The 23,591-nt window shown below is 71.7% G+C and carries 20 protein-coding genes; 15 read left to right on the top strand and 5 right to left on the bottom strand.

Going from position 1 to position 23,591, the window contains the following annotated elements; all coding sequences use genetic code 11:
• The first annotated feature begins 419 nt into the window (after nt 1-419).
• The 4 genes from STRIP9103_RS09725 to STRIP9103_RS09710 all read left to right on the top strand — a co-directional run bounded on the left by STRIP9103_RS09725 (nt 420) and on the right by STRIP9103_RS09710 (nt 4,531).
• Nucleotides 420-1,358: an oxidoreductase gene (locus STRIP9103_RS09725; protein ID WP_009306533.1), complete on the top strand. Its 939-nt coding sequence runs from the start codon at nt 420-422 to the stop codon at nt 1,356-1,358.
• 48 nt (nt 1,359-1,406) lie between these two features.
• The gene (locus STRIP9103_RS09720; RefSeq protein ID WP_009306553.1) at nt 1,407-2,672 is read left to right on the top strand and encodes a hypothetical protein; all 1,266 of its coding nucleotides are present in this window, start codon (nt 1,407-1,409) and stop codon (nt 2,670-2,672) included.
• 231 nt (nt 2,673-2,903) lie between these two features.
• Entirely contained in the window at nt 2,904-3,299 is a 396-nt protein-coding gene (locus tag STRIP9103_RS09715; protein WP_009306563.1) for a VOC family protein, read from the top strand.
• A 161-nt stretch (nt 3,300-3,460) separates the two neighbouring features.
• Nucleotides 3,461-4,531 (top strand): adenosine deaminase, encoded by a 1,071-nt coding sequence (locus tag STRIP9103_RS09710; RefSeq protein ID WP_009306579.1) that lies wholly within the window; start codon nt 3,461-3,463, stop codon nt 4,529-4,531.
• Here the strand turns inward: STRIP9103_RS09710 and STRIP9103_RS09705 are convergent.
• Together STRIP9103_RS09705 and STRIP9103_RS09700 are read right to left on the bottom strand one after the other, a co-directional pair.
• The gene (locus STRIP9103_RS09705) at nt 4,513-5,028 is read right to left on the bottom strand and encodes a mycothiol transferase (protein WP_009306586.1); all 516 of its coding nucleotides are present in this window, start codon (nt 5,026-5,028) and stop codon (nt 4,513-4,515) included. The genes STRIP9103_RS09710 and STRIP9103_RS09705 overlap by 19 nt on opposite strands.
• Before the next feature lie 104 nt (nt 5,029-5,132).
• On the bottom strand, nt 5,133-6,044 hold the full coding sequence (locus tag STRIP9103_RS09700; RefSeq protein ID WP_048819998.1) for a LysR family transcriptional regulator: 912 nt from the start codon (nt 6,042-6,044) through the stop codon (nt 5,133-5,135).
• A gap of 152 nt (nt 6,045-6,196) precedes the next feature.
• Here STRIP9103_RS09700 and mgrA point away from each other — a divergent pair, with 152 nt between their 5' ends.
• The 6 genes from mgrA to STRIP9103_RS09670 all read left to right on the top strand — a co-directional run bounded on the left by mgrA (nt 6,197) and on the right by STRIP9103_RS09670 (nt 12,575).
• Entirely contained in the window at nt 6,197-7,195 is a 999-nt protein-coding gene (gene mgrA, locus STRIP9103_RS09695; protein WP_009306557.1) for an L-glyceraldehyde 3-phosphate reductase, read from the top strand.
• Between the two features lie 103 nt (nt 7,196-7,298).
• Entirely contained in the window at nt 7,299-7,757 is a 459-nt protein-coding gene (locus STRIP9103_RS09690) for a hypothetical protein (RefSeq protein ID WP_009306559.1), read from the top strand.
• Between the two features lie 345 nt (nt 7,758-8,102).
• Complete coding sequence (locus STRIP9103_RS09685; protein ID WP_009306529.1) at nt 8,103-8,513, top strand: hypothetical protein; 411 nt, start codon at nt 8,103-8,105, stop codon at nt 8,511-8,513.
• Between the two features lie 123 nt (nt 8,514-8,636).
• Nucleotides 8,637-10,961 (top strand): FHA domain-containing protein, encoded by a 2,325-nt coding sequence (locus STRIP9103_RS09680; protein ID WP_009306593.1) that lies wholly within the window; start codon nt 8,637-8,639, stop codon nt 10,959-10,961.
• Nucleotides 10,962-10,966: 5 nt separating this feature from the next.
• The gene (locus tag STRIP9103_RS09675) at nt 10,967-11,590 is read left to right on the top strand and encodes a hypothetical protein (RefSeq protein ID WP_009306528.1); all 624 of its coding nucleotides are present in this window, start codon (nt 10,967-10,969) and stop codon (nt 11,588-11,590) included.
• On the top strand, nt 11,583-12,575 hold the full coding sequence (locus tag STRIP9103_RS09670) for a serine/threonine-protein kinase (protein ID WP_009306576.1): 993 nt from the start codon (nt 11,583-11,585) through the stop codon (nt 12,573-12,575). Before STRIP9103_RS09675 ends, STRIP9103_RS09670 begins: the two co-directional genes overlap by 8 nt.
• A gap of 11 nt (nt 12,576-12,586) precedes the next feature.
• On the opposite strand, the gene STRIP9103_RS09665 is transcribed toward STRIP9103_RS09670, so the two are convergent.
• Entirely contained in the window at nt 12,587-13,075 is a 489-nt protein-coding gene (locus STRIP9103_RS09665) for an RpiB/LacA/LacB family sugar-phosphate isomerase (RefSeq protein WP_009306595.1), read from the bottom strand.
• A 44-nt stretch (nt 13,076-13,119) separates the two neighbouring features.
• Nucleotides 13,120-13,575 (bottom strand): MarR family winged helix-turn-helix transcriptional regulator, encoded by a 456-nt coding sequence (locus tag STRIP9103_RS09660; protein ID WP_009306554.1) that lies wholly within the window; start codon nt 13,573-13,575, stop codon nt 13,120-13,122.
• A gap of 182 nt (nt 13,576-13,757) precedes the next feature.
• On the opposite strand from STRIP9103_RS09660, the gene STRIP9103_RS09655 reads away from it, so the two are divergent.
• Both STRIP9103_RS09655 and STRIP9103_RS09650 read left to right on the top strand, forming a co-directional pair.
• Nucleotides 13,758-15,218, top strand: coding sequence for an MFS transporter (locus STRIP9103_RS09655; RefSeq protein WP_009306561.1), 1,461 nt, complete (start codon nt 13,758-13,760; stop codon nt 15,216-15,218).
• 334 nt (nt 15,219-15,552) lie between these two features.
• Nucleotides 15,553-16,503, top strand: coding sequence for a Dyp-type peroxidase (locus STRIP9103_RS09650; protein WP_009306581.1), 951 nt, complete (start codon nt 15,553-15,555; stop codon nt 16,501-16,503).
• A gap of 168 nt (nt 16,504-16,671) precedes the next feature.
• Here STRIP9103_RS09650 and STRIP9103_RS09645 read toward each other — a convergent pair whose 3' ends face one another.
• On the bottom strand, nt 16,672-18,234 hold the full coding sequence (locus tag STRIP9103_RS09645; RefSeq protein ID WP_009306539.1) for an amidohydrolase: 1,563 nt from the start codon (nt 18,232-18,234) through the stop codon (nt 16,672-16,674).
• Between the two features lie 214 nt (nt 18,235-18,448).
• Here STRIP9103_RS09645 and STRIP9103_RS51375 point away from each other — a divergent pair, with 214 nt between their 5' ends.
• The 3 genes from STRIP9103_RS51375 to STRIP9103_RS09630 are packed head-to-tail and all read left to right on the top strand — an operon-like array spanning nt 18,449 to nt 23,585.
• A complete protein-coding gene (locus STRIP9103_RS51375) occupies nt 18,449-20,428 on the top strand; it encodes an ABC transporter transmembrane domain-containing protein (RefSeq protein WP_009306569.1) in 1,980 nt (659 codons plus the stop codon).
• A complete protein-coding gene (locus STRIP9103_RS09635) occupies nt 20,425-22,515 on the top strand; it encodes an ABC transporter ATP-binding protein (protein WP_009306535.1) in 2,091 nt (696 codons plus the stop codon). Before STRIP9103_RS51375 ends, STRIP9103_RS09635 begins: the two co-directional genes overlap by 4 nt.
• The gene (locus STRIP9103_RS09630; protein ID WP_009306551.1) at nt 22,515-23,585 is read left to right on the top strand and encodes an iron-siderophore ABC transporter substrate-binding protein; all 1,071 of its coding nucleotides are present in this window, start codon (nt 22,515-22,517) and stop codon (nt 23,583-23,585) included. The genes STRIP9103_RS09635 and STRIP9103_RS09630 overlap by 1 nt, the downstream gene beginning before the upstream one ends.
• Nucleotides 23,586-23,591 lie beyond the last annotated feature (6 nt).

The following is a 23,591-nucleotide window of genomic DNA, read 5'->3' as shown; positions in this document are numbered from 1 at the left end:
CGTTGATTCTCCCCGCCCTCGCACCCAAAGATCACCCTTTCTTCGACCGGAAGATCACACCGACTCCACCTTGCGCAGCACGGGCTTCGTCCTGTCCGGGGCGCGGAGCCGGGGGTGGCAGGGGGCACTGCACCTGACATTGATTGAGTTAGATAAATATCTGCGGTGGTCTCATGCCCACACCACGTCGCACGGCAGCAGCCGCCTCGACGGATGTGATCGGCCGCGGGCCGCGAGACGCGGGCCGCCGCCCGGCGCGCCGGACGCTCGGGGTTCGGCTCAGGGGATCGGGGCTCGGTCCACGGCCGAGCCCCCTCTCCGTCGGACTGTGACCGCGGCAACCCGGCCGCTGCGGTGACGACGGCACGTATCCCTGGCGCCCGGCGGGCGGGGCGTGTTGGGCGTGCGAGACTGCTTCGGTGACCTCGGAGACGATCATCGCGACCGCCGCCGGCAGCTGGAGGCTCGGCGATCTGTCCGTCAACCGCCTCGGCTTCGGCGCGATGCGGCTGACGGGCAGCGCCGCCTTCCATCTCGGCACCCCGAGCGAACGGGAGCGGTCGATCGCCGTGCTGAGGCGCGCGGTAGAGCTGGGCGTCAATCACATCGACACCGCCGCCTTCTACTTCTCCTCACTGCGCTCCGCCAACGAACTCATCAACAGCGCGCTGGGCGGCCCGTACCCGGACGACCTCGTCATCGTCACCAAGGTCGGCCCGCACCGCGAATTCTCGGGAGAGTGGGGCACCGCCGCCCGCCCCGACCAACTGCGCGGCCAAGTCGAGGAGAACCTCCGTCAGTTGGGTCGCGACCACCTCGACGTCGTCAACCTGCGGCGTATGCGGCAGGACTCCATCGCCGAGCACTTCGGCGCACTGGCCGAACTGCGGGAGGCCGGGCTCATCCGGCACCTGGGCGTCTCCGCCGTCGAGCCCCGGCACCTCGCCGAGGCCCAGGCCATCGCGCCCGTCGTCTGCGTACAGAACCAGTACGGCCTCCACACCCCGGATCCCGACGCCGACGAGGTGCTGCGGATCTGCGGCGAGCAGGGCGTCGCCTTCGTACCGTTCTTCTCGATCGCCGGTGAGGCCGGCCCCGAGGGTGCCAGTACGGCGTACGGCGACGAACTGCTCGCCGTCGCCCGCGCCCACGACGCCACCCCCGCTCAGATCAGGCTCGCCTGGACCCTTCACCAGGGACCGCACGTCCTCGCCATCCCCGGCACCGGGAACCCCGACCACCTCACGGAGAACATCGCGGCGGGCGCCATCCGGCTCACGCCGGACGAGGTGGCCCGCTTGGACGCCGTGCACCGAGGGGAGTCCTCAGGGCAAAGCGGCACCAACGGGTTCATATAGGCTGCCTGTTCTGCCCCTGCCGTTCGTCACCACCCGGGAGAGTCACCCGTGAGCGTAGCCACCGCCCACTCCGCATCGGCCGTACCGCCCGCCGACGAGACGCCCGCCGCGCCGGAGACCGCCGGGGGAGTGCCGTCGCAGGACGAGGGGTTCTGGGTCGAGCCGGGCGCGGCCGACATCGAGGCGTCACCCCAGGTCGTCGCAGAGGTTCCCGCCCAGGCATCGGGCGACGAGCCCCCGGCGGCCGTCGCGGACGATCCCGCCGACGCCGACGCCGACGCCGACGCCGACGCCGACGCCGACGCCGACGCCGACGCCGAGGTGGTCGATGAGCAAGTGGCCCGGGACGCCCGGGAGTTCGGGGTCTACGCCCGCACCGGCGGCTGGGCGTTCGCGCTCAAGGTCGCGCGGAGCGTGCGGCCCGGCGGGGAGTTGCCCGGGGAGACGCCGAAGGTGTCCGCGAAGCGGTTCGCGGAGCTGGCCGGGTGCTCCCCGGAGCGGGTCATGCGGTACTACAAGGCGTGGGACAAGGCGGCCGACGACGGCATGGTCCCGCACTTCGAGGCGCTCACCCCCGGTGCGGAGATCGATCTGCCGGACTCGGATGTGTGGCTGTCGTACTACAGCTCCCGCTCCAGCGCGACCTCCGACCGGGGCGCCGCGATCACCGCCGCCGCCGAGGCCGAGGGCATCCGCCCGACCAAGGCCCTGGAGGTCGCCGAGAACCCCACCGCGCTGCGCGCCGCGATCCTTGCCGACCCCTCCACCGCCCAGGCGGCCCGCACCGCGCTCCTCGACCGGTTGAAGGAGGACCCCTCCCTTCAGACGGAACTGGCCCGGGACATCGCGCGCACCGAGGAGCTGAAGAAGGCGGTCGCGAGCGAGACCCAGGCGGCCAGCCGCATCGGGTACGTCCGGCAGATCGTCGAGAACGGGCAGGTCAAGACCCCGGCCGGGCAGGTGATCGACGCCCCCGCCGAACTGCGTGCCGAGGCCGAGCGGCATCTGTCCCTCATCGACGAGCTCGACGAGGACGAGGACACCGGCGAGTGGGCGACCGAGGCGTACGACACCGTCAAGGAACTCGTCGTCCAGACCGTCGAGTCGAACCCCGAGCTGCGGGTCCAGGAACGCCGGACGAAGTTCTACAGCAGCCTCCAGAAGGCGACGAAGGTCTTCGAGGAGCTGACCCTCGACGACGCCGTCGACCTCGACGCGATCTACGAGGACGACATGCTCCAGCGGCTGGAGGAACTCCAGGAGGCGCTCAGCACCTGCATCGCCGCCCTGCGGAAGGCGTCGCCGGGAGCCTGAGCCGGGACGCCGGAGCGCGATGATTGTGAGGCCCTCTGCCCGGCAGGGGGCCTCACGCATGCCGGGCAGGGGGCCCTCACGCATGCCGGGCAGAGGGCCTCAGCGGGTCGCGCCCGAGCCGCGACAGGTCGTGCCCGGCCTCAGCGGGGCGTGCCGACGGAGATCCCAGTTGCCGTCCGGCGGGTGTTACGTATAACCTCCCGGGAACCCCGAGCCACCCGAGAGGCCACGATGAGACGTATCGCCCTGGTCACCCTCGTAGTCGCCGACTACGACGAGGCGATCCGCTTCTACACCGAGGCGCTCGGTTTCCGGCTCGTCGAGGACACACCGAGGCCCGACGGCAGCCGGTGGGTCGTCGTCGAGCCGGGAGGCGACGGGCAGGGCGGCGGACTGTTGCTCGCGAGGGCGAAGGACGAGGCGCAGCGCGACCGGATCGGCGACCAGACCGGCGGACGCGTGGGCTTCTTCCTGCACACCGACGACTTCATTCGCGACCACGCCCGGATGCTGGCGGTGGGCGTGCGGTTCCTGGAGGAGCCGCGCCACGAACCGTACGGCTCGGTGGCCGTCTTCGAGGACCTGTACGGCAACCGCTGGGACCTGCTCCAGCCCGCCACCGGCTGAGCTCCGGAATCCGTCACCGGCTGGGTCCCGGAATCCGCCACCGACCGAGCGTCGGAGCCAGTCGGCGAGTGAGCGACCCGGCCGCCCGGCCACCCCGCTCCACCCGACATCCCGCTCCACCCGACCCACCCCACCGCACCACCTGCCGAGGAACGAACGCAATGACCGCGCCCCGCATCGACGCCGACACCATCCGCCGCCTGCCCAAGGTCGTCCTGCACGACCACCTCGACGGCGGTCTGCGCCCCGCCACGCTCGTGGAACTCGCGGCGGAGGTCGGCCACACCCTCCCGGAGACCGACCCGGAGGGCCTCGCCGCCTGGTTCTACGAGGCCGCGAACTCCGGTGACCTGGTGCGGTACATAGCCACCTTCGAGCACACCCTCGCCGTGCTGCAGACCCGCGAGGGCCTGCTGCGCGCGGCCGAGGAGTATGTGCTCGACCTGGCCGCCGACGGTGTCGTCTACGGCGAGGTCCGCTACGCCCCCGAGCTGAACGTCAACGGCGGGCTGACGCTGCCCGAGGTCGTCGAGACGGTGCAGGAGGGCCTGGCCGCCGGTATGGCCAAGGCCGCGGCGCAGGGCACCCCGGTCCGGGTCGGGACGCTGCTGTGCGGGATGCGGATGTTCGACCGGGTCCGCGAGGCCGCCGACCTGGCCGTGGCCTTCCGGGACGCGGGTGTCGTCGGCTTCGACATCGCGGGCGCCGAGGCCGGCTTCCCGCCCGCCGACCACCTGGCCGCCTTCGAACACCTGCGCCGCGAGAGCGTGCCCTTCACCATCCACGCCGGCGAGGCCCACGGCCTGCCCAGCATCCACCAGGCCCTCCAGGTCTGCGGTGCCCAGCGCATCGGCCACGGTGTGCGCATCACCGAGGACATCGTCGACGGCAAGCTCGGCCGTCTCGCCTCCTGGGTGCGCGACCGCCGTGTCGCCCTGGAGATGTGCCCCACCTCCAACCTCCAGACCGGCGCCGCCACCTCCATCGCCGAGCACCCCATCACGGCCCTGAAGGACCTCGGCTTCCGCGTCACCCTCAACACCGACAACCGTCTGGTGTCGGGCACCACGATGACCCGCGAGATGTCCCTGCTGGTCGAGGAGGCCGGCTGGACCCTCGACGACCTGCGCACGGTCACCGTCAACGCTCTCAAGAGCGCCTTCATCCCGTTCGACGAGCGAGGCGCCCTCATCCGGGACGTCGTCCTGCCGGGCTACGAGTCCGCGCGCTGAAGCAACCCTCGTACGTAGGCGGCCTGGCCGACATGCTGAAGATCGTCGGCCAGGACGCTGATCAGACGGACGCCCAGGCTGACCGGCGGATCCCAGCGCTCGTCCACGATGCGGTCCAGATCCTTGCCGGTCAGTCCGCGCAGGAAGCCGAGACTCCGGTCGTGCACGGCGTCGTAGTACCCGGTCAGCAGATCACCGGAGTCGACCCGCACCTTGGCGACCTTCGCCGAGCTGTGCCCGTAGCCCGTGTCGTGGCTCGGCAGACCGAGGGCGAAACGCTTTTGCCAGTCCTGGGACAGCCAGACCTGGTCGAGCCCGGAGGCGTCGGCCATGTGGTCGTCCTGGACCCGGGTGAGATGCCAGACCAGCCAGGCGATGGAGTTGGCGTCGGGGGCGGGGCGGGCGTGGAGGTCATCCGGGGACAGATCGTCCACGACGGCGTGGACCTCCTCCTTGATCCGGCCGTACGCGTCGATGAGAACGTCCTTCACATTCATACGTCCACCATCGGGCACCGGCCCGGGACTCGCACCACCCCCTGGGAAGGCCGGTTTCCCGAGGCCCCCTTGCTGCCGATGTGGAAGATCTCGTACCCCGGCACCTACTCCTCCCCACCGCCCGGAGGGCAGGCGAAGCGCGGGTCGAGCAACCCCAGCAGTGCCCGTGCCGCCGGGCTGGTGGCCTCCGGTGGCGGGAGCAGGGCGACCGTCTCGTAGACGTTCTCCCCGGTGCCCTTGACGGGCAGGGCGGTCAGCGACTCGCGCTTGTGCCGGAAGTGCCGGGGCATCACGGCGATGCCGAGGTTCTCGTCGACGAGTTCGAGGAGGCTGTGCACGTCGTTGACCTCCAGGGCGACGGTCCGGCGGATGCCCGCGGCGGCGAAGACGGCGTCCGTGGTGCGGCGCGGGCCCCAGTCCGGGTGGAAGTCGACGAAGACCTCGCCGCCCAGGTCCTCGGGGCCGACGGCGCCGCCGACGGCCGCGAGACGGTGATCGGGGTGGCACAGGACGGTCATCGGCTCGCTGGTCAGCGGTACGACGCGCAGCAGGTCGGTGTCCTCCTGGGCGGTCCGTACGGCGAAGGCCAGGTCGAGCCGCCCGCTCGCCACCTCCTCCGCGAGCGCGCCGGAGCCCGCCTGGCGCAGACAGATCTCCACGTTCGGATGGCGCCGCCGGAACGCGGCGAGCAGCCCCGCCACCCGCACGCCCTTGATGCACTGCTCCGACCCGATCGCGAGCATGCCACGCAGCACGCCCTGCACCGCCGCCACCGCCTCATGGGCCGACCGCACCTGTGCCAGGATCCGCTCCGCCTCGGTCAGCAGCGCCCGCCCGGCCGGGGTGAGCGTCACCCGGCGGGTGGTGCGCACGAACAGCGGCGCCCGCAGCTCCCGTTCCAGCGCCCGGATCGAGGCGGACAGGCCCGACTGGGAGACCAGCAGCCGTTCGGCTGCCCGGGTGAAGTGCTGGTCCTCGGCGACCGCGACGAAGTGCTGGAGATGGCGGAGTTCCATGACTGAGAAGCGTAGGCGTTGAATCCCATCGGATTCTTCTGTTGGACCAATGCCCCCAGGTCGCGAAAGAGTGGGCACCGGCTTCCCGGAGAACGCGGACACCGGTTCTCCGGGAACCTGGTCCCACCGTGCCAACCCCGACTGGAGTCGCGTTGTACACCGCACACCCCGACCGCTACGCGGACATGCCCTACCGGCGCACCGGACGCAGCGGCCTGAAACTGCCGGCGCTGTCGCTCGGCCTGTGGCACAACTTCGGCCCCGACCGGCCCGTCGAGACCCAGCGCGAGATCCTGCGCCGCGCCTTCGACCTGGGCATCACCCACTTCGACCTCGCCAACAACTACGGCCCGCCGCCCGGCGCCGCCGAGTCCGCGTTCGGCGAGGCCCTCAAGGACGACTTCGCCGCGTACCGTGACGAACTGGTCATCTCCACCAAGGCGGGCTATCTGATGTGGCCCGGTCCGTACGGCGAGTGGGGCTCCCGCAAGTATCTGCTCTCCTCGCTCGACCAGAGCCTGAAGCGGATGGGCCTCGACTACGTCGACATCTTCTACTCGCACCGCCCCGACCCGGACACTCCGCTGGAGGAGACGATGGGCGCCCTGCACTCGGCGGTGCAGCAGGGCAAGGCGCTGTACGTCGGCGTCTCCAACTACTCGGCGGAGCAGACCCGGGAGGCCGCCCGCATCCTGCGCGAGCTGGGCACCCCGCTCCTCATCCACCAGCCGCGCTACTCGATGCTCGACCGGCGCCCCGAGACCGAGGGCGTGCTCGACGCCCTCGACGAGCTCCAGGTCGGCTCCATCGTCTTCTCCCCGCTGGAGCAGGGCCTGCTGACCTCGCGTTACCTCGACGGCATCCCGGAGGGTTCGCGCGCCGCGAGCGACAGCCCCTTCCTGAACTCCGACGCCGTCACCGAGGACCTCGTCGGCCGGCTCCGCGCCCTGGACGAGGTCGCCAAGTCCCGCGGCCAGACCCTGGCCCAGCTCGCCCTCGCCTGGGTCCTGCGCGGTGGCCGGGTCACCTCCGCCCTCATCGGCGCGAGCAGTGCCCGCCAGGTCGAGGACTGCGCCGGCGCCCTCGCCGATCTCGACTTCGAGGCGGACGAGCTGGCCCGGATCGACGCGATCATCGAGGGGAAGGGCTAGCACTTCCCTCAGCATGCCGCCGGGGGGCCGTACGGGTCTCGTGCGGGCGTCCGGTGGAGTGTTGCCCTCACGGGCGCGGCGGGCGCCCCTGAGGGTGCGGGTTATGACGCGTACCCGTACGGCGCTCCTGTGTGCCACCCTCCTCGCCTCCGCTCTCCAGGTGACGGCGGTCACCGCCGCTCCGCGCCACGAACAGCACTGCACGAGCACCCCGGGCATGCTCCGCGGCGAGGCGCGCCAGATCGTGGACATCGTGCGCAAGGCCCGCCGGGAGCCCGGTCTCGAGGCCGCCCTGGTCCGGGTCGCGACCGACGGCCGGGAGCTGGTGACCGGGTCGGTCGGAGAGTCGATGGCGGGCCTCGCCACCACGACGTCGAGGCTGCACGACCATGTGACCGACCCGGCGCTCTTCAATCCGGGCACGGTCGGCCTCCCCGGGGCGACCGCGATCTGTCCGGTGGGCGTGTGCGAGCCCATGATCGAAGCCTTCCACTACGGGATCGGCGTGCTTGCCGAGAAGGGGTGGGTCTTCCAGAACCCGTCCCGGTCCGGCTTCGCGTGAACGCTCCGTCGAGGACATACGTACGGGACGGGGAACCGGATCGCGGGCCGTGAGGGAGGAATCCCCGGTCCGAGGGGGCTTCGTGTCGTTTCAGCCAATCGCGGTCACGCATATGCCAGGAGACTGGCTGAATTGGCATGGTGACAGAGTGTCAGGAGTGTCGATACTCGACTGAGAGGGCGATTGAGGCATGAACAAAGTGCGTCGCCGCACGCGTTCATGTCGTCACTTTGCGTGACAATCCGTCGGCCTGTGTGCACGACCAGCACATCTGCGAGGCGAGAGCGGGTCCGTTCGGCGGGCGGGCCCGGATGGTGTTCGACGGTGCGAACGGGGGGGCGAGGCGTGCACGACGAATTCCTGTGCCATGTCACCGCGTACGGCGTGTGCGGCGGCCGGCGCGTCGGCGTGCCCCTGGGGACGTATCGTGCCCCCACCCTGGCCCTGGCGCTGTGGTGGATGCGTGACCGGGCGTTATGGATCGCCGAACGTCTCGACCCGCGGCCCGAGAATCCGAACTTCCCGCCGAACGCGGTCGTTCCGGTCTCCGACACCGTACCGGACGTGCCGAGCCTGCTGCGCGCCTGGTCCGCCGACAGTGTCCAACAGGAGCTGGTCGCCGAGGAGCTGGCCGCCGGGAACCTGGTCCGTATCGCCACCAACGACGACACCACGGAGTACGAGCTGCTCGCCGAGTCCGTCGACGCCGTACGGATGCAGCGCATCGCCCAGCGGATCGCCGCCCCCGCCGCCTGACCGCCGTAGCCGTCTCGCGCCGGATTCGCCCGACCCCGGTCCCGTACGACGGCCGCCCTCACTCGACGGCCGCACGCGGCAGCGATCAGGCGCATATCTGATCGAATCGGTAGAATCTCCGGCATGGCAGAGCGGTCGATCGCACCGACTGCGCCCGAACTCGTGCTGGAAACCGAGGCGGGCTCCACGGTGATGACCCCGAGCCACGAGTACCACGTCGGACGCGACCCGCTCAGCGACATCGTCCTCCACGACGACCGGGTCTCATGGCACCACGCGGTGCTGCGGGCCCACGACGACCACTGGACGATCGAGGACGAGAACAGCACCAACGGCACCTACGCCGACGGCCACCGCGTCCGCGAGTGGGACGTGGGCCCCGGCACCGTGATCCACTTCGGCAGCCTCGCCGACGGCCCCCGCGCCGTCCTCGCCGGCCTGGCCCCCGAGCGCCCCTCCGGCATCTTCCGCCCCGCCTCCACGGGCGCCTTCCGGCAGCCGACCAGCGTCCGTCCGCTGCCCCAGCGGACCGTCCGCATCGGCCGCGCCGCCGACAACGACCTGGTCATCGACGACCTGGTCGTCTCCCGCAGGCACGCCGAACTGAGGGCACGCCCGGACGGCACATACGAGATCGTCGACCTCGACAGCCACAACGGCACCTTCCTCAACGGCAGCCCCGTCGACAGTGCCCCGGTCACTGCCGGTGACATCGTCGGCATCGGGCACTCCGCGTTCTGCCTGATCGGTCACGAGTTGCAGGAGTACGTGGACACCGGCGAGATCTCCCTGGACGTCCAGGAACTGACCGTCGCCGTCGACCGTGGCCGGAAGACACTGCTCGACAAGGTGTCCTTTCCGGTCGGCGAGAAATGCCTCCTCGCCGTCGTCGGCCCCAGCGGCGCCGGAAAGTCCACCCTCCTCAACGCCCTCACCGGGCAGCGCCCCGCCGACAGCGGCACCGTCCTCTACGACGGCCGCGACCTGTACCACGACTACGCCGAACTGCGCCAACGCATCGGCCTGGTCCCGCAGGACGACATCCTGCACGCCCAGCTGACCGTCCGCAGGGCCCTCGCGTACGCCGCCGAGCTGCGCTTCCCGCAGGACACGGCGAAGGCCGAGCGTCTGGCGCGGGTCGACGAGGTGATCCGCGAACTGGGCCTCGAACAGCGGGCCGACCAGTCCATCCACAGCCTCTCCGGCGGCCAGCGCAAACGGGTCAGTGTCGCCCTGGAGCTGCTGACGAAGCCCTCCCTGCTCTTCCTCGACGAGCCGACCTCCGGCCTCGACCCCGGCATGGACCGCTCGGTGATGCACATGCTGCGCGGCCTCGCCGACGACGGCCACACGGTCATCGTCGTCACCCACAGCGTCCTCAGCCTCGACGTCTGCGACCGTCTCCTCGTCCTCGCGCCCGGCGGCAAGGTCGCCTACTACGGGCCGCCCGACGACACCCTCGCCTTCTTCGGCTTCGAGCAGTGGCCGGAGGCCTTCGAAGCCTTCGAACGGGACCAACAGCGGGACTGGGCGGGGGAGTACCGCGACTCGCCCTTCCACAGCCATTACGTCGTCGCGGCCATGGGCCAGCCGTATCTGCCCGAGGCGGAACAGGTCGCCGTCGCGCCACCGCCCAAGCCGCAGAGCTGGGGCGCCCAACTCGGCACCCTGGTGCGCCGGTACACGGCCGCGCTCGGCGCCGACCGCACCTTCCTCGCCATCATGATCGCGCTGCCTTTCGTGATGGGCGCGATGGCGAGGGCACTCGCGGGCGGCGAACTGGACCGCGAGACCGCCCTGAACGTCCTGCTCATCCTGTGCGTCGGCGGCGTCCTGACCGGCGCCGCCAACGCCGTACGCGAACTGGTCAAGGAACGGGGCATCTACCAGCGCGAACGCGCCGTCGGTCTGTCCAGATCCGCGTATCTGATGTCCAAGATCGTGGTCCTCGGCACCGTCACCGTGCTCCAGGCCGTCGTCCTCACCCTGGTCGCCCTGCTCGGCGTCGACCTCAACGCCCCCCGCGACGAAGGCGTGTTGATGCCGCCCCTCGTGGAGATCACGGTCGCCGTGGCGCTGCTCGCCTTCACCGCGATGATGCTCGGTCTGCTCGTCTCCGCGCTCGTGCGCAAGGAGGAGGTGACCATGCCGCTGCTGGTCCTCCTCGCGATCGTCCAGGTCGTGTTCTGCGGCGCGCTGCTGGATGTGAAGGGCACGGTCGTCCTGGAGCAGCTGGCGTGGCTGGTGCCGTCGCGGTGGGCGTTCGCGGCGATGGCCGGCACGATCGACCTGGGGCGGATCGTCCCCGACAAGGCCGACCCGCTGTTCGAACACTCGGCGGGCATCTGGCTGCTGGACGTGGCGATGCTGGTCGTCCTGGCGCTGCTCTGCGGTTACGTCGTCGCCCGGCTGCTGCGCCGCCACGAACCCGCGGTGATGCGGAAGTAGCCGCGATGACGACCCCCGGCTTCCTCCCCACGCACGTGGTCCCGCCCGGCGGACTGCCCGCCTGGGATGCCGCCGACCCGTCCCGCCCCAGCGTCCTTCTCGATGCCCTGCTGCCCGTCCAGCTCCTCGACCGGCGCGGCGACTGGGGTCGCGTCCTGTGCAAAAACGGCTGGGACGCCTGGGTCGACGGCCGCCTCCTCGTCGCCCTACCCCAGGACCCGCCCGCCGCCGGCGCCGCGCCCGCCCGCACCGCCGATCCACGCCCCCTGCTGGCCCGGGTCGAGGAGGCGCTGGTCCGCTACCGCACCGAGGCGGAAGCCCTCGCGGCGGGGCGCCTCGACGGCGAGTCCTTCCGGGAGCGTACGAAGGGACTGCGGGTCGGAGTCGTCGTGGACGGCGGGTCGCTGTGGCTGTTCGACACCGCCCACGAGCGCTGGGCCTACTGCGACGGGGCCCAGCTGAGCACATTCGCCGTCTCGGACGCGCCGCACGAGAACCCGGTCCCGGCGCCGGTTTTTCCGCCGGAGCCGACCCGTGTCGTAGGGGAGTCCGGACGCGCGCCGAAGGGCCAGGCGGCGGCCGATCACGAGCCCACGCGGGTGGTGCCGCCGGTGACGCCCGATGAGTGAGGCGTGGCCGTTCTCGGGGCGGCCGTCCGAGCTGATCGGACGGCAGATCGCGGGCTACCGGATCGAACGCGAGATCGGCCGAGGCGGCATGGCCGTCGTCTACCAGGCCAGGGACCTGCGGCTGGAGCGGACGGTCGCGCTGAAGCTCCTCGCCCCGGAACGGGCCCGCAACGACACCTTCCGGCGCCGCTTCACCCATGAGTCACGCGTGGCCGCCGCGATCGACCATCCGAACATCGTGCCGGTCTTCGAGGCGGGGGAGACGGGCGGCGTCCTCTACATCGCCATGCGGTACGTCGCCGGGCGGGACCTGCGTCATCTCCTGGACCGGGAGGGCCCCTTGTCGGTCGCGACCGCCACGCGGATCGCGGCACAGGTCGCCTCGGCGCTGGACGCCGCGCACGACCACGGTCTGGTGCACCGGGACGTGACGCCGGGGAACATCCTGGTCGCGCCGGGCACGGACAGCGATCACCCCGAGCACGTGTACCTCACCGACTTCGGTCTGACGAAGAAGTCGCTGTCGCTGACGGGATTCACGACCGTGGGCCAGTTCGTGGGGACGCTCGACTACGTGGCGCCGGAGCAGATCGCGGGCAAGCCCGTCGACGGCCGCTGCGACGTCTACAGCCTCGCCTGTGTCGTCCACGAGACGCTGGCCGGGGGGCCGCCCTTCCGACGCGACGACGACATGGCGCTGTTGTGGGCCCACCAGTACGACCAGCCCCCTCCGCTGACCGAGGGGCGGCCCGATCTGCCGACGGCCGTGGACGGGGTGCTGGCGAAGGCGCTGGCCAAGTCCCCCGACGACCGCTACGACTCCTGCCTGTCCTTCGTGGCCGCGCTCAGGGCCGCCGGTACGACCCGCGCCGCGATGGCGGGGCACGCCCCGAGCCGTGCGGCCGCGACGGCACCGGGGCCGCCCGAACCGCCACCGGAACCGCCCCTGTGGGCCAGGCCGGTCTTCCTTCGGCGGGATTCCTAGCCGGTCCTCGCTCAGCCGGATTCGTCAGCGGTCCTCACTCGGCCCCACTCGCCCCCCCGGCCGCCGTCGAGCCGCTCGACGCGGGCCACGTTCTCCCGGTCGTCGGCGTCCTGGCTGGCCTCGGCGGCGAACCAGGCGTCGAGGATCTCCTTGAGGAGCGGCTCGGAGGTCAGGCGCAGACCGATCGCCAGAACGTTGGCGTCGTTCCAGCGGCGGGCGCCGTCCGCCGTGTACGCGTCGGTGCACAGGGCGGCCCGTACGCCCGGCACCTTGTTCGCGGCGATCGACGCGCCGGTGCCCGTCCAGCAGCACACCACCGCCTGGTCCGCCGCACCGGAGGCGACCTCGCGGGCCGCCGCCTCCGAGCAGGCCGCCCACTGGGGATCGTCCCCGGGGCGCAGCGCCCCGTGCGTCAGCACCTCGTGGCCGCGATCGCGCAACTCCGTGAGGAGGAAGCGGGCGACGGGTTCGTCCATGTCGGAGGAGACGGAGATCCGCATGTCCTGGAGAGTACCCGCCGTCGCACACCTTCCACGGGCTCGTCCTACGGCCGCGGCCACGGCTTGCCGTGCAGCCGTTCGATGCTGGTGTTGAAGCGCTCGAGGTAGTCGGCGAACCCGGCGATGTCCTCGTCGGACCAGTCGGCCATGACCATGGCGAGGGTGCGGACGTTCCCCTCGCGCTCCTCGTCCAGACGGCGCTCTCCCTCCTCGGTGATACGGAACTTACGGGCCACGCCACCGGCGGGGTCGAGGATGTGCTCGACCAGCCCGGCCCGCAGCGCGGCGGCCGTCTGCCGGCGCAGGGTGGAGGCGTCCAGGCCGAAGGCCTCGCTCAACTCGCTGATCGACATGGGCCCCTCGATCCGGATGCGGCTGAGGAGGATGTACGCGCTGCGCTCCAGCGTGGAGTCCTTGCGGCGTCCCTTGCTCTTGCTCAGATGCTGATAGCGCCCGAGCAGCATGTTCTCGTACTCGACCCGGCGCGTCGGCTCTTCCACGGTCGCCTACCTCCTAGTTGCGGGTACCGCCAGGGCGATCTTTCCACCTGCCGCGGCAGGCGGCGGACCAGTGAAGTGCATCATGCACAAGGAGGGTGTCATACCTGTCGCATGTATCCTGCATGCCAGGTGCATGACGTACGCCCTGTCGCATCGCCGGTCCCAGCGCACGGAGGAATTTCTTGACGGCCAACTCCCCGACGTCCGCCCGCCCGGGCGGCGTCATCACGACGCTGGCCCTCGCCGGCATCGTCGCCGCGATCATGCAGACGCTGGTGACCCCGCTGCTCACCGAACTGCCCACGATCCTCGACACCAGCGCGTCGAACGCCTCCTGGGTGATCACCGCGACGCTGCTGACGGGCGCGGTCTTCGGGCCGATCGGCGGGCGCCTGGGCGACCTCCACGGCAAGCGGCGCATGCTGCTGGTGTGCTGTGTGCCGCTGGTGACCGGCTCGGTGGTGTGCGCGCTGTCTTCGTCGGTCGTGCCGATGATCGCGGGCCGTGGTCTGCAGGGCATCGGCATGGGTGTGGTGCCGCTCGGCATCAGCCTGCTGCGTGACGTGATGGCGCCCGAGAAGCTCAGCGGCTCGATCGCGCTGGTCAGCGCCTCGATGGGGATCGGCGCCGGTCTCGGTCTGCCGATCGCGGCGGCGGTCGCGCAGTACGCCAGCTGGCGGGTGCTGTTCTGGGGCGCCGCCGGTCTGGCCGTCCTGGTCACCACGATGATCTGGTTCCTCGTCCCCGAGACCCCGGCCGGCGCCAAGGGGCAGCGCTTCGACTACGTCGGCGCCTTCGCCCTCGGTGGCGGAGTGGTGTGCCTGCTGCTCGCGGTGTCCAAGGGGGCGGACTGGGGCTGGGGTTCCGCGACGACGCTCGGCCTGTTCGTCGCCGCCGCGGTCCTGCTGCTGTTCTGGGGCTTCTGGGAGCTGCGCACCCGTGACCCCCTCGTGGACCTGCGCACCACCGCTCACCCGAGGGTGCTGCTCACCAACATCGCCTCGATCCTCGTCGGCTTCGGCATGTACGCGCAGGCACTCATCAGCCCGCAGCTCCTTCGGTTGCCCGAGGCCACCGGATACGGTCTGGGTCAGTCGACGCTGGCGATGGCCCTGTGGATGGCCCCGGCCGGGCTGATGATGATGGCGCTCTCCCCGCTGGGCGGAAAGCTCACCGATGCCCGCGGCCCCAAGTTCACCCTCATCACCGGCTCCGTGGTGATCGCGACCGGCTACGGGCTCTCACTGGTGCTGATGGGCTCCACCTGGGGCCTGCTGATCGTGTCCGTCGTCGTCAGCGCCGGTGTCGGTGTGGCGTACGGCGCGATGCCCGCGCTGATCATGAGCACGGTGCCGCTGTCCGAGACGGCCTCCGCCAACAGCTTCAACACCCTCATGCGTGCTCTGGGCACCTCCACCGCCGCCGCGGTGGTCGGTGTGGTGCTCGCGCAGATGACCACCACCCTGGGCGGCTTCACCCTGCCGTCCGAGGACGGCTTCCGCGTCGGCCTGATGATCGGCGGCGGCGCCGCCCTGGCCGCCGCCGCGGTCGCCGTGTTCATCCCCGCCGCACGTGTCACCGCGCAGGACACCGATCCCGGTCGGGAGTCGACCACCGCCGAGGTGCCCGCCGGCGCCGCGTAACGGGCCTGACGTCCGCGGCGATCGGACGGGCGGGCGGTACAACGGCCGCCGCCCGTGGGGAGGTCCGCACCGGAACCTCGATCCACGAGTGGCGGCCTCGTACTGGGTGACCTGCGACGACGTGCTGTTCATCGTTGTTTGCGGACGACCGGGACTCGGCGGGCATCGTCTCCGCCGCGACCGGGCATGGTGTTGGGGGCGGAACGTGCCCGGGGCATGCGGTGGCCGACGACGGAGTCGTGCGCGCCGGCGGTCGCCGGATCCGTCCCTGAAGAGCCGTCTCGAGTGGTCCACGCGTGTCCCCGCACGCGTGTTGCGCGAAGGGGGAGCGCCCATGGTGCTGCCGGTCCCGTCGGATGACGTACTGCCCCAGCCGATGCTGAGCCCGTTGACACCCGCCGCCGTGTTTCTGGTCGTCACGGTCGTTCCGGGCGGAGAGTCCGCCGCACGCGGGGTGCTGGCGGGGCTCGCCGGACTGGAACGGGCGGTGGGGTTCTCCAGCCCCGACGGCGCCCTCGGCTGTGTGGCCGGAATCGGCTCGGCGGCCTGGGACCGGCTCTTCGGCGACCCTCGGCCCGCCGCGCTGCACCCCTTCCCCGAACTCGACGGCCCACGCCACCGCGCCGTGTCCACGCCGGGCGACCTGCTGTTCCACATCCGGGCGACGCGCGTGGACCTGTGCTTCGCGCTGGCCGCGGAGATCATGCGGCAACTGCGCGGCGCGGCCACGCCGGAGGACGAGGTCCAGGCCTTCGCGTACTTCGACTCCCGCAACCTCCTCGGCTTCGTCGACGGCACCGAGAACCCCGTCGGGCGGGTGGCCGCCGAGGCCGTGCTCGTCGGCGACGAGGACCCCGGGTTCCGCGGCGGCAGCTATGCGCTCGTGCAGAAGTACGTGCACGACCTGGACTCCTGGGACGCCCTCGCCGTCGAGGCACAGGAGAAGGTCATCGGCCGGACCAAGCTGACCAATCTCGAACTGGACGTGCCGGGTTCCCACGTCGACGTCAACACCGTCCTCGGCCCCGACGGGGCCGAGCGGCGCATACTGCGCGCCGCGATGCCCTTCGGCAGGCCCGGACACGGCGAGTTCGGCACGTACTTCATCGCCTACGCCCGCGATCCCGAGGTCCCCGAGACGATGCTGCGGAAGATGTTCATCGGCGAACCCCCGACCGGGCACGACCCCATCCTGGATTATTCCCGGGCCGTCACCGGAACGATGTTCTTCGTTCCGTCGGCCGACTTCCTCCGCGCCATACCGAACAGCCGCCCACCGGAGTGACCGGCTGCCCGGCGGAGTCGAGGGCGGGGGCGGAACCGGCGTAGCCGAAGCGACCCCCGCCGTACGACAACCTGCCGGCGCACCCCCGTCCCAGTCTCGGTACTCGTCGGTCTTGGTACTCGTCGGTCTCGGTAGTGGTCTCGTCGTCTCAGTACTCGTCTCGTCGTCTCAGTACTCGTCGGTGCCTTCGACGAACGTCCGCACCACCTCGATGTCCCCGATGCGCGACACGTCCACCCCGCGCGGATCGTCCCCCAGCACCACGAGATCCGCCCGCTTGCCGGGAGCGAGACTGCCGGCGTCGGCCTCCCAGTGGCAGGCGCGGGCGGCCTCGACGGTGTACGCGTTCAGCGCCTCCTCCACGGTCACCGCCTCGCCGGGGCCGATGAGCCGACCGGACTCCGAGGCCCGCTCCACCATGAACTGGACGGCGCGCAGCGGGGCGCCGTTCGCGACCGGGCGGTCGGAGCTGCCCGCGACCCGGACGCCCTGGTCGAGGAAACCCCGGCCCCGGTACAGCCAGTCGGCCCGCTCCTCGCCCATCACCGTGGCGTAGTCGTCGCCGTAGTAGCGCAGGAAGCTCGGCTGGATGACGACGGTGACCCCGAGCGCCGCCAGCCGGGGCAGCTGGTCGGGGCGGACCAGGCCCGCATGCTCGATACGGTGGCGAGCCTCGGGGCGGGGGCTCAGCTTCTGGGCCTTCTCCAGCGCGTCCAGGGCGACATCGACGGCACGGTCGCCGATCGCGTGCACGGCGAGCTGCCAGCCCGCGCGATGCCCGGCGACGATCGTGCTCTCCAACGCCTCCGGTTCGTGCATGAGTTGGCCGGAGCCGTCACCGCCGAGGTAGGGGCTGGTGAGGGCTGCCGTGCGGGCCATCATGCCGCCGTCGGTGAACACCTTGAGCGCGCCGAGGGAGAGCACGCCGTCGCCGAAGCCGGTGCGCAGACCGAGGTCGATCGCCCGGCTCGTGGTGTCCTCGGCGTCGGCGGCGACCGGGTGGAGCGCGTCGGCGGCCACCATCAGCTGTACCCGTAGCGGCAGTCGGCCCGACTCGTGGGCGAGTTGGTAGGCGGCGGCCTCGATCGGGCTGTGGCCGATGAGCCGGCCGCCGACCCCGGCCTCCGTGCAGCCCGTGATGCCCTCGGCGCGGCAGTCGCGCGCGGCCCGCTCGATCGCCGCGGCCAGTTCGGCGAGGGAGTGCGGCGGCCGGGTCTGCAGCGCGGCGGCCATGGCACCCTCCGCGAGGAAGCCGTCGGGATGGGCCACCTCCGCCGGAAGTCCGTCGAGGATCGCCGAGTTGACCAGGCAGGCGTGCCCGGAGAGATGGCCCAGAAACACCTTGCGCCCGGCGCTGACGGTGTCGAGGTCGGCCGCCGTGAGGGGGCGGTCCAGAGCCCGCTGGTCGTAGCCGCCGAAGTCCACCCAGCCGCCGGCCGGGGCCCGCGTCACCGCTTCCGCCACGACCCGGAGCACGTCCTCGGCCCGCCGACTCGGCGCGACACTGGGCGCCTCGGCCTTCAACCCCGCCCACGCCAGATGCACATGGGCGTCGATGAAACCGGGGAGCACCGTGGCGCCGCCCAGATCCAGGGTGCGCCGCGCCGACAGCCCCGCCACGTCCTCGTCCAGACCGACGACGCGTCCCCGCCAGATGCCGAGTTCCCGGGCGGCCGGGCGGGCCGGATCCATCGTGATGATGCGGGCGTTGGTGATCCTGGTGCAGAGCACGACAGAGAGGTCCTTCCGGTCGTTTCAGAGCTGTGGACGCGGAAGTGCCGTAAGGATCAAGCGAGTTGATGTTCCTTCGGCAACTTCCGCCGCTTCGGGCGGCGGTTCCGTATCCATGGCACTTCGGGGCTGGTCCAGGTCGACAAATGTAGTTAGCCTTGCCTAAGTTTTCTTGTACGGTTCCTGTGTTGGTGAAACCGGTCCGGAGGGATGCGTGAGGAAAGCGGATCCGCCGGGACGGAGCATTCTGTGGCGCGCGATCGGCGGACAGCGCCGGGATGTCGCGCTGGGTTCGGTGCTGGGCATGGGGCACCAGACGGGCGAGGCGCTCGTGCCGGTGCTCATCGGACTGGCCATCGAACGCGGGGTCGTGGACGGCGACGTCCCCGGACTGCTGCTGTGGCTCGCCGTCCTCGCCGCCGTCTACGTCGGACTCTCCTACAGCTTCCGCGTCAGCGCCCGCGCGGGCGAACGCGCCTCCGTCACCGCCGCGCACCACCTCAGGACCGAGCTGGTCGGCCGCGTCCTCGCCCCCGAGGGCGGCGCCGAAGAGGGGCGGCTGCCCGGCGAGTTGACGAACATCGCCACCGAGGACGCCAAGCGGGTCGGTGCCGTCGCCATGGCCCTCATCGTCGCCTTCGCGGCGACGGCGGGACTCGTGGTCAGCGCGGTCGCCCTGCTCCGGGTGTCCCTCGTCCTGGGCCTCCTCGTCCTGCTGGGCACACCGCTGCTGCTGTGGCTGGGACACCTGCTGAGCAAGCCCCTCGAGCGGCGCAGCGAGACCGAACAGGAACGCGCGGCCCGCGCCTCCGGCGTCGCGGCGGACCTGGTCGCCGGACTCCGCGTCCTCAAGGGCATCGGCGCCGAGTCGGCCGCCGTCGCCCGCTACCGGGACATCAGCCAGGACTCGCTCGCCGCCACCCTGCGCGCCGCCCGCGCCGAAGCCTGGCAGAACGGCGTCGTCACCATCCTCACCGGCACGTTCATCGCCCTGGTCGCCCTCGTCGGCGGACGGCTCGCCGCCCGTGGCGACATCGGCCTGGGCGAACTGGTCTCCTCCGTCGGCCTCGCCCTGTTCCTCATCGGACCGCTCACCGAATTCGCCTGGGTGAACGCGGAGTTGGCGCAGGGGCGGGCGTCGGCGAGCCGGATCGCGGAGGTATTGGGGGCACCGGGGGCGGTGCAGCCGGCGCCGTCGGCCGCCGGCGCGTACGCGAGCGGCGACACGCATATGAGCGAGAGCGAGCGCGCGAGTGGCAACGGGCACCCGAAGGAGTACGCCGACGCGAGCCGGCTGACTGAGGGCACCGTGACCGATGGCCGGGTGACCGATGGCCGGATGACCGATCACAGGGTGACGGGGATCCGGGCCACGGAGGAGCCGACGCCGGTGACCGGCGGACGGGGGTCGGAAGTCCGGGCGACCGGGAGCCGCGCCGTCGAGGGCCGACTGCGTCTGCGCGGCCTCTCCCACGGCACCCTGCGCGGCCTGGACATCGACATCGCCGCCGGTGAGACCGTCGGCGTCGCCACCACCGACCCCGCCGACGCCTCGGCACTGCTGCGCTGCCTCGGCCGTCGCGCCGACCCGGACGCCGGCGCCGTGGAACTGGACGGCACGGCACTGACCGCCCTCGGGCTCGCGGACGTACGCTCGGCGATCCTCGTCGCCGAGCACGACGCGGACCTGTTCGAGGGGACGGTCCTGGAGAACGTCACCGCCGCGGTCGGAGCCCTCGCACTCGCGCCGGGGGCGACCGCGACCGGTGTGCACACTGCGACCGGCGTGCACACCGGGACCACCGTCGCCGCCGCGATGGCCGCGTCCGGCACCGACGAGGTCACCCGCGCGCTGCCCGACGGCGCCGACACGCCCATCACCGCCCGAGGCCGCTCCCTGTCCGGCGGGCAACGGCAACGGGTCGCCCTGGCCCGCGCCCTGGCCGCCGACGCGCCGGTCCTCGTCGTGCACGAGCCCACCACCGCGGTCGACGCCGTCACCGAGGTGCGGATCGCCGCCGGGATCAGGGACGTCCGCCGGGGACGCACCACGCTCCTGGTCACCAACAGCCCCGCCCTCCTCGCCGTCACCGACCGCGTCGTCCTCCTCCACGACGGCCGCGTCAACGCGACCGGCGCCCACGAGCAACTCGTCCACGAGTGCGCGGCCTACCGGACGGCGGTGCTGACATGACCGAAGCACGCGCGGACATGAGACCGGCCACCGAGACGCGCGCCGACGCGACCACCGGCCCCCGCACCGCCCCGACCACCGACCCACACCTCGACTCGGCCGCCGCCGCCCCCACTGCCCCCGCCGCGGTGCTGCTCCCCATAGCCACCCCCGCCCGTACCCGTGCCGCCGTCGCCGAACTGGTGCGCCCGCAGCGGTGGTCGGCGCTGCTGGCGTTCACGGTGATGGTCGGCTCCACCGCCGTGGGCCTGCTGGTGCCACCCCTGCTGGGCCGGATCGTCGACCTGGCGGCCGAGCGCGGTTCGGTCGACGCCATCACAGGCACCGCGGGGCTGCTGGTGGCGGTCGTGGTGGCGCAGGGGGCCGGCGCCGGCTACGGGCTGTCGTTGATCGCACGGCTGGGGGAGACCACGCTGGCGCGGCTGCGTGAACGCTTCGTCGAGCGGGCGTTGGCGCTGCCGCTGGACCGGCTGGAGAAGGCCGGCTCCGGTGATCTGACCGCCCGGGTCACCGCCGATGTGTCCCTCATCGCCGACGCCGTACGCAACGCCCTTCCCGCGCTGGGCCGTTCGGTGCTCACCATCGTCCTCACCCTCGGGGCCATGGCCCTGCTGGACTGGCGGTTCCTGCTGGCCGCGCTGCTCGCGGTCCCCGTACAGGCGGCCACCGCACGCTGGTACGTCACCCGGGCCGTCCCGCTCTACGCGGAGCAGCGCGTGGCGGCGGGCGCCCAGCAGCAGCAACTGCTCGACACCATGGGCGGCAGTTCGACCGTGCGGGCGTTCCGGCTGGAGCGGCAGCACACCGAGCGGGTCACCGAACGGTCCTGGTCGGTGGTGGCGCTGACCATGCGGGGCGTGCGGCTCGTCTTCGGCTTCTACAGCCGTCTGCACATCGCCGAGTACATAGGGCTCGCCGCCGTCCTGGTCACCGGGTACTGGCTCGTCCGCCAGGGCTCGGCCGGCATCGGTACGGCGACGGCCGCCGCCCTGTACTTCCACAGCCTGTTCGGACCGGTCAACGCCGCCCTCGCCCTCCTCGACGACGCCCAGTCCGCCACGGCGGGCCTCACCCGGCTCGTCGGCGTCACGGACGAGCCGGTGCCGCCGACCCCGGACCACACCGTCGAGGCGGGTGGCGTCGAGGTCACCGTCCGCGGTCTCGGCCACTCCTATCGGCCCGGCCACCCCGTGCTGCACGACATCGACCTGACGATCGGTCACGGCGAACGGGTCGCCCTCGTCGGCGCCAGCGGAGCGGGCAAGACGACCCTGGCCAGACTTGTGGCAGGCATCCAGTCGCCCACCTCGGGCACGGTGCTGGTCGGCGGTGTCCCGCCCACCGAACTCGGGTCCGCCGCATCCCGCACGATCGCCCTGATCACCCAGGAGACCCATGTCTTCGCCGGCCCCCTCGCCGACGACCTCCGGCTCGCCAAACCCGACGCCACCGACGACGAACTCCGCGCCGCACTCGACCGAGTCGACGCCCTCGGCTGGGCCGAGGCCCTGCCCGACGGGCTCGCCACGGTCGTCGGCGACGGCGGCCACCGGCTCAGCGGCGAGCGCACCCAGGCCCTCGCGCTGGCCCGGCTGATCCTCGCCGACCCGCCACTGGTGATCCTCGACGAGGCCACCGCCGAGGCGGGCAGCGCCGGGGCGCGCGCCCTGGAGAAGTCGGTCGCCCGAGCCGTGGACGGCCGGACCGCGCTGATCGTCGCCCACCGCCTCAGCCAGGCGGCGACCGCCGATCGCGTCGTCGTCATGGAAGCGGGCCGAATCGTCGAGACCGGCACGCACGACGGACTGCGCACCGCCCAGGGCCCGTACGCCGCCCTGTGGTCGGCCTGGTCGAACACCCGCGACACCGGCTCCCGTGACACCGGCTCCCGCGACACCGACCCCCGCGATACCGGCTCCCGCGACAGCGGTTCGCGGACCGCCGACACCCGCGAGCCCCGACCCGGCGCCACCGGCCGCCAAGAGCCCGCCTCCCGCGACACCGCCCCCCGCCACAGCGGCCCCCAAGCCGCCCTCAAACCCCCCACACGTACCGCTCCACAGGAACCCGAACAGAAGGACCGCTGATGTTCCGCTCCCGCAGAGCGCCACGGCTCGCCGCCGCGCTCGCCTCCGCCACCCTGCTCGTCGTCACGGCCACGGCCTGTGGGGGCGACGACTCGGACTCCGACGCGACGGACGCCGGCGCCAAGGCGAGTTCCTCCGGCGAGTCCGCCTTCCCGGTCTCCATCGACCACAAGTACGGCAGCACGACGATCGAGGCCGAACCGAAGCGGATCGTCACCGTCGGCCTCACCGACCAGGACTCGGTCCTCGCCCTCGGCACGGTCCCCGTCGGCACCACGGAGTGGCTCGGCGGCTACGACGGCGCCATCGCCCCCTGGGCCGAGGACAAGCTCGGCTCCGCCGAGACGCCGACCGTGCTGAAGGACACCGGCACCGGCCCGCAGGTCGAGAAGATCGCCGCGCTCAAGCCGGACCTGATCCTCGCGGTGTACGGCGGACTCACCAAGGAGCAGTACGAGTCGCTGTCGAAGTTCGCCCCGGTGGTCGCCCAGCCGAAGAAGTACAACGACTACGGCGTCCCGTGGCAGGAGCAGACGGAGACGATCGGCAAGGCGCTCGGCAAGCCGGACGAGGCCGCCGCGGTGGTCAAGGAGACCGAGGACACCATCGCGAAGGCCGTGGCGGAACACCCCGAGTTCAAGGGGAAGAGCGCCGTGATGGCGACGCCGTACGAGGGCATGTTCGTCTTCGGCAGCCAGGACCCGCGCTCGCACCTCCTCACCGACCTCGGCTTCTCGCTGCCCGCCGACCTCGACAAGGTGATCGGCGACCAGTTCGGCGCGAACATCAGCAAGGAGCGCACCGACCTGCTCGACCAGGACGCCATCGTGTGGCAGGTCACCGACGTCACCAAGGACGCCGACAAGCTGCACAAGGACGCCTCCTACAAGGACCTGAACGTCGTCAAGGAGGGCCGCGAGGTCTACGTCAGCGAGACCAGCGACTACGGCAACGCCCTGTCCATGGGCACCGTCCTCAGCCTGCGGTACGTCGTCGAACGGCTGGTCCCGCAGCTGGCGGCGGCCGTCGACGGCAAGACGGACACGAAGGTGGAGCAGCCCGCGTCCTGACGCGGG

The organism is Streptomyces ipomoeae 91-03, assembly GCF_000317595.1.
In the GTDB taxonomy this organism is placed as follows: domain Bacteria; phylum Actinomycetota; class Actinomycetes; order Streptomycetales; family Streptomycetaceae; genus Streptomyces; species Streptomyces ipomoeae.
Note: the sequence above shows the minus strand (reverse complement) of the source record. Positions and strands in the feature narration are given on the sequence as shown.

What these genes read in the sequence shown, in the direction of transcription:
- STRIP9103_RS09650 (WP_009306581.1), top strand. Translation starts at nt 15,553, where the DNA reads ATGGTGCTGCCGGTCCCGTCGGATGACGTACTGCCCCAGCCGATGCTG.
- STRIP9103_RS09705 (WP_009306586.1), bottom strand. Translation starts at nt 5,028, where the DNA reads ATGAATGTGAAGGACGTTCTCATCGACGCGTACGGCCGGATCAAGGAG.
- STRIP9103_RS09630 (WP_009306551.1), top strand. Translation starts at nt 22,515, where the DNA reads ATGTTCCGCTCCCGCAGAGCGCCACGGCTCGCCGCCGCGCTCGCCTCC.
- STRIP9103_RS09700 (WP_048819998.1), bottom strand. Translation starts at nt 6,044, where the DNA reads ATGGAACTCCGCCATCTCCAGCACTTCGTCGCGGTCGCCGAGGACCAG.
- STRIP9103_RS09675 (WP_009306528.1), top strand. Translation starts at nt 10,967, where the DNA reads ATGACGACCCCCGGCTTCCTCCCCACGCACGTGGTCCCGCCCGGCGGA.
- STRIP9103_RS09715 (WP_009306563.1), top strand. Translation starts at nt 2,904, where the DNA reads ATGAGACGTATCGCCCTGGTCACCCTCGTAGTCGCCGACTACGACGAG.
- STRIP9103_RS09710 (WP_009306579.1), top strand. Translation starts at nt 3,461, where the DNA reads ATGACCGCGCCCCGCATCGACGCCGACACCATCCGCCGCCTGCCCAAG.
- STRIP9103_RS09665 (WP_009306595.1), bottom strand. Translation starts at nt 13,075, where the DNA reads ATGCGGATCTCCGTCTCCTCCGACATGGACGAACCCGTCGCCCGCTTC.
- STRIP9103_RS09680 (WP_009306593.1), top strand. Translation starts at nt 8,637, where the DNA reads ATGGCAGAGCGGTCGATCGCACCGACTGCGCCCGAACTCGTGCTGGAA.
- STRIP9103_RS09635 (WP_009306535.1), top strand. Translation starts at nt 20,425, where the DNA reads ATGACCGAAGCACGCGCGGACATGAGACCGGCCACCGAGACGCGCGCC.
- STRIP9103_RS09690 (WP_009306559.1), top strand. Translation starts at nt 7,299, where the DNA reads ATGACGCGTACCCGTACGGCGCTCCTGTGTGCCACCCTCCTCGCCTCC.
- STRIP9103_RS09670 (WP_009306576.1), top strand. Translation starts at nt 11,583, where the DNA reads ATGAGTGAGGCGTGGCCGTTCTCGGGGCGGCCGTCCGAGCTGATCGGA.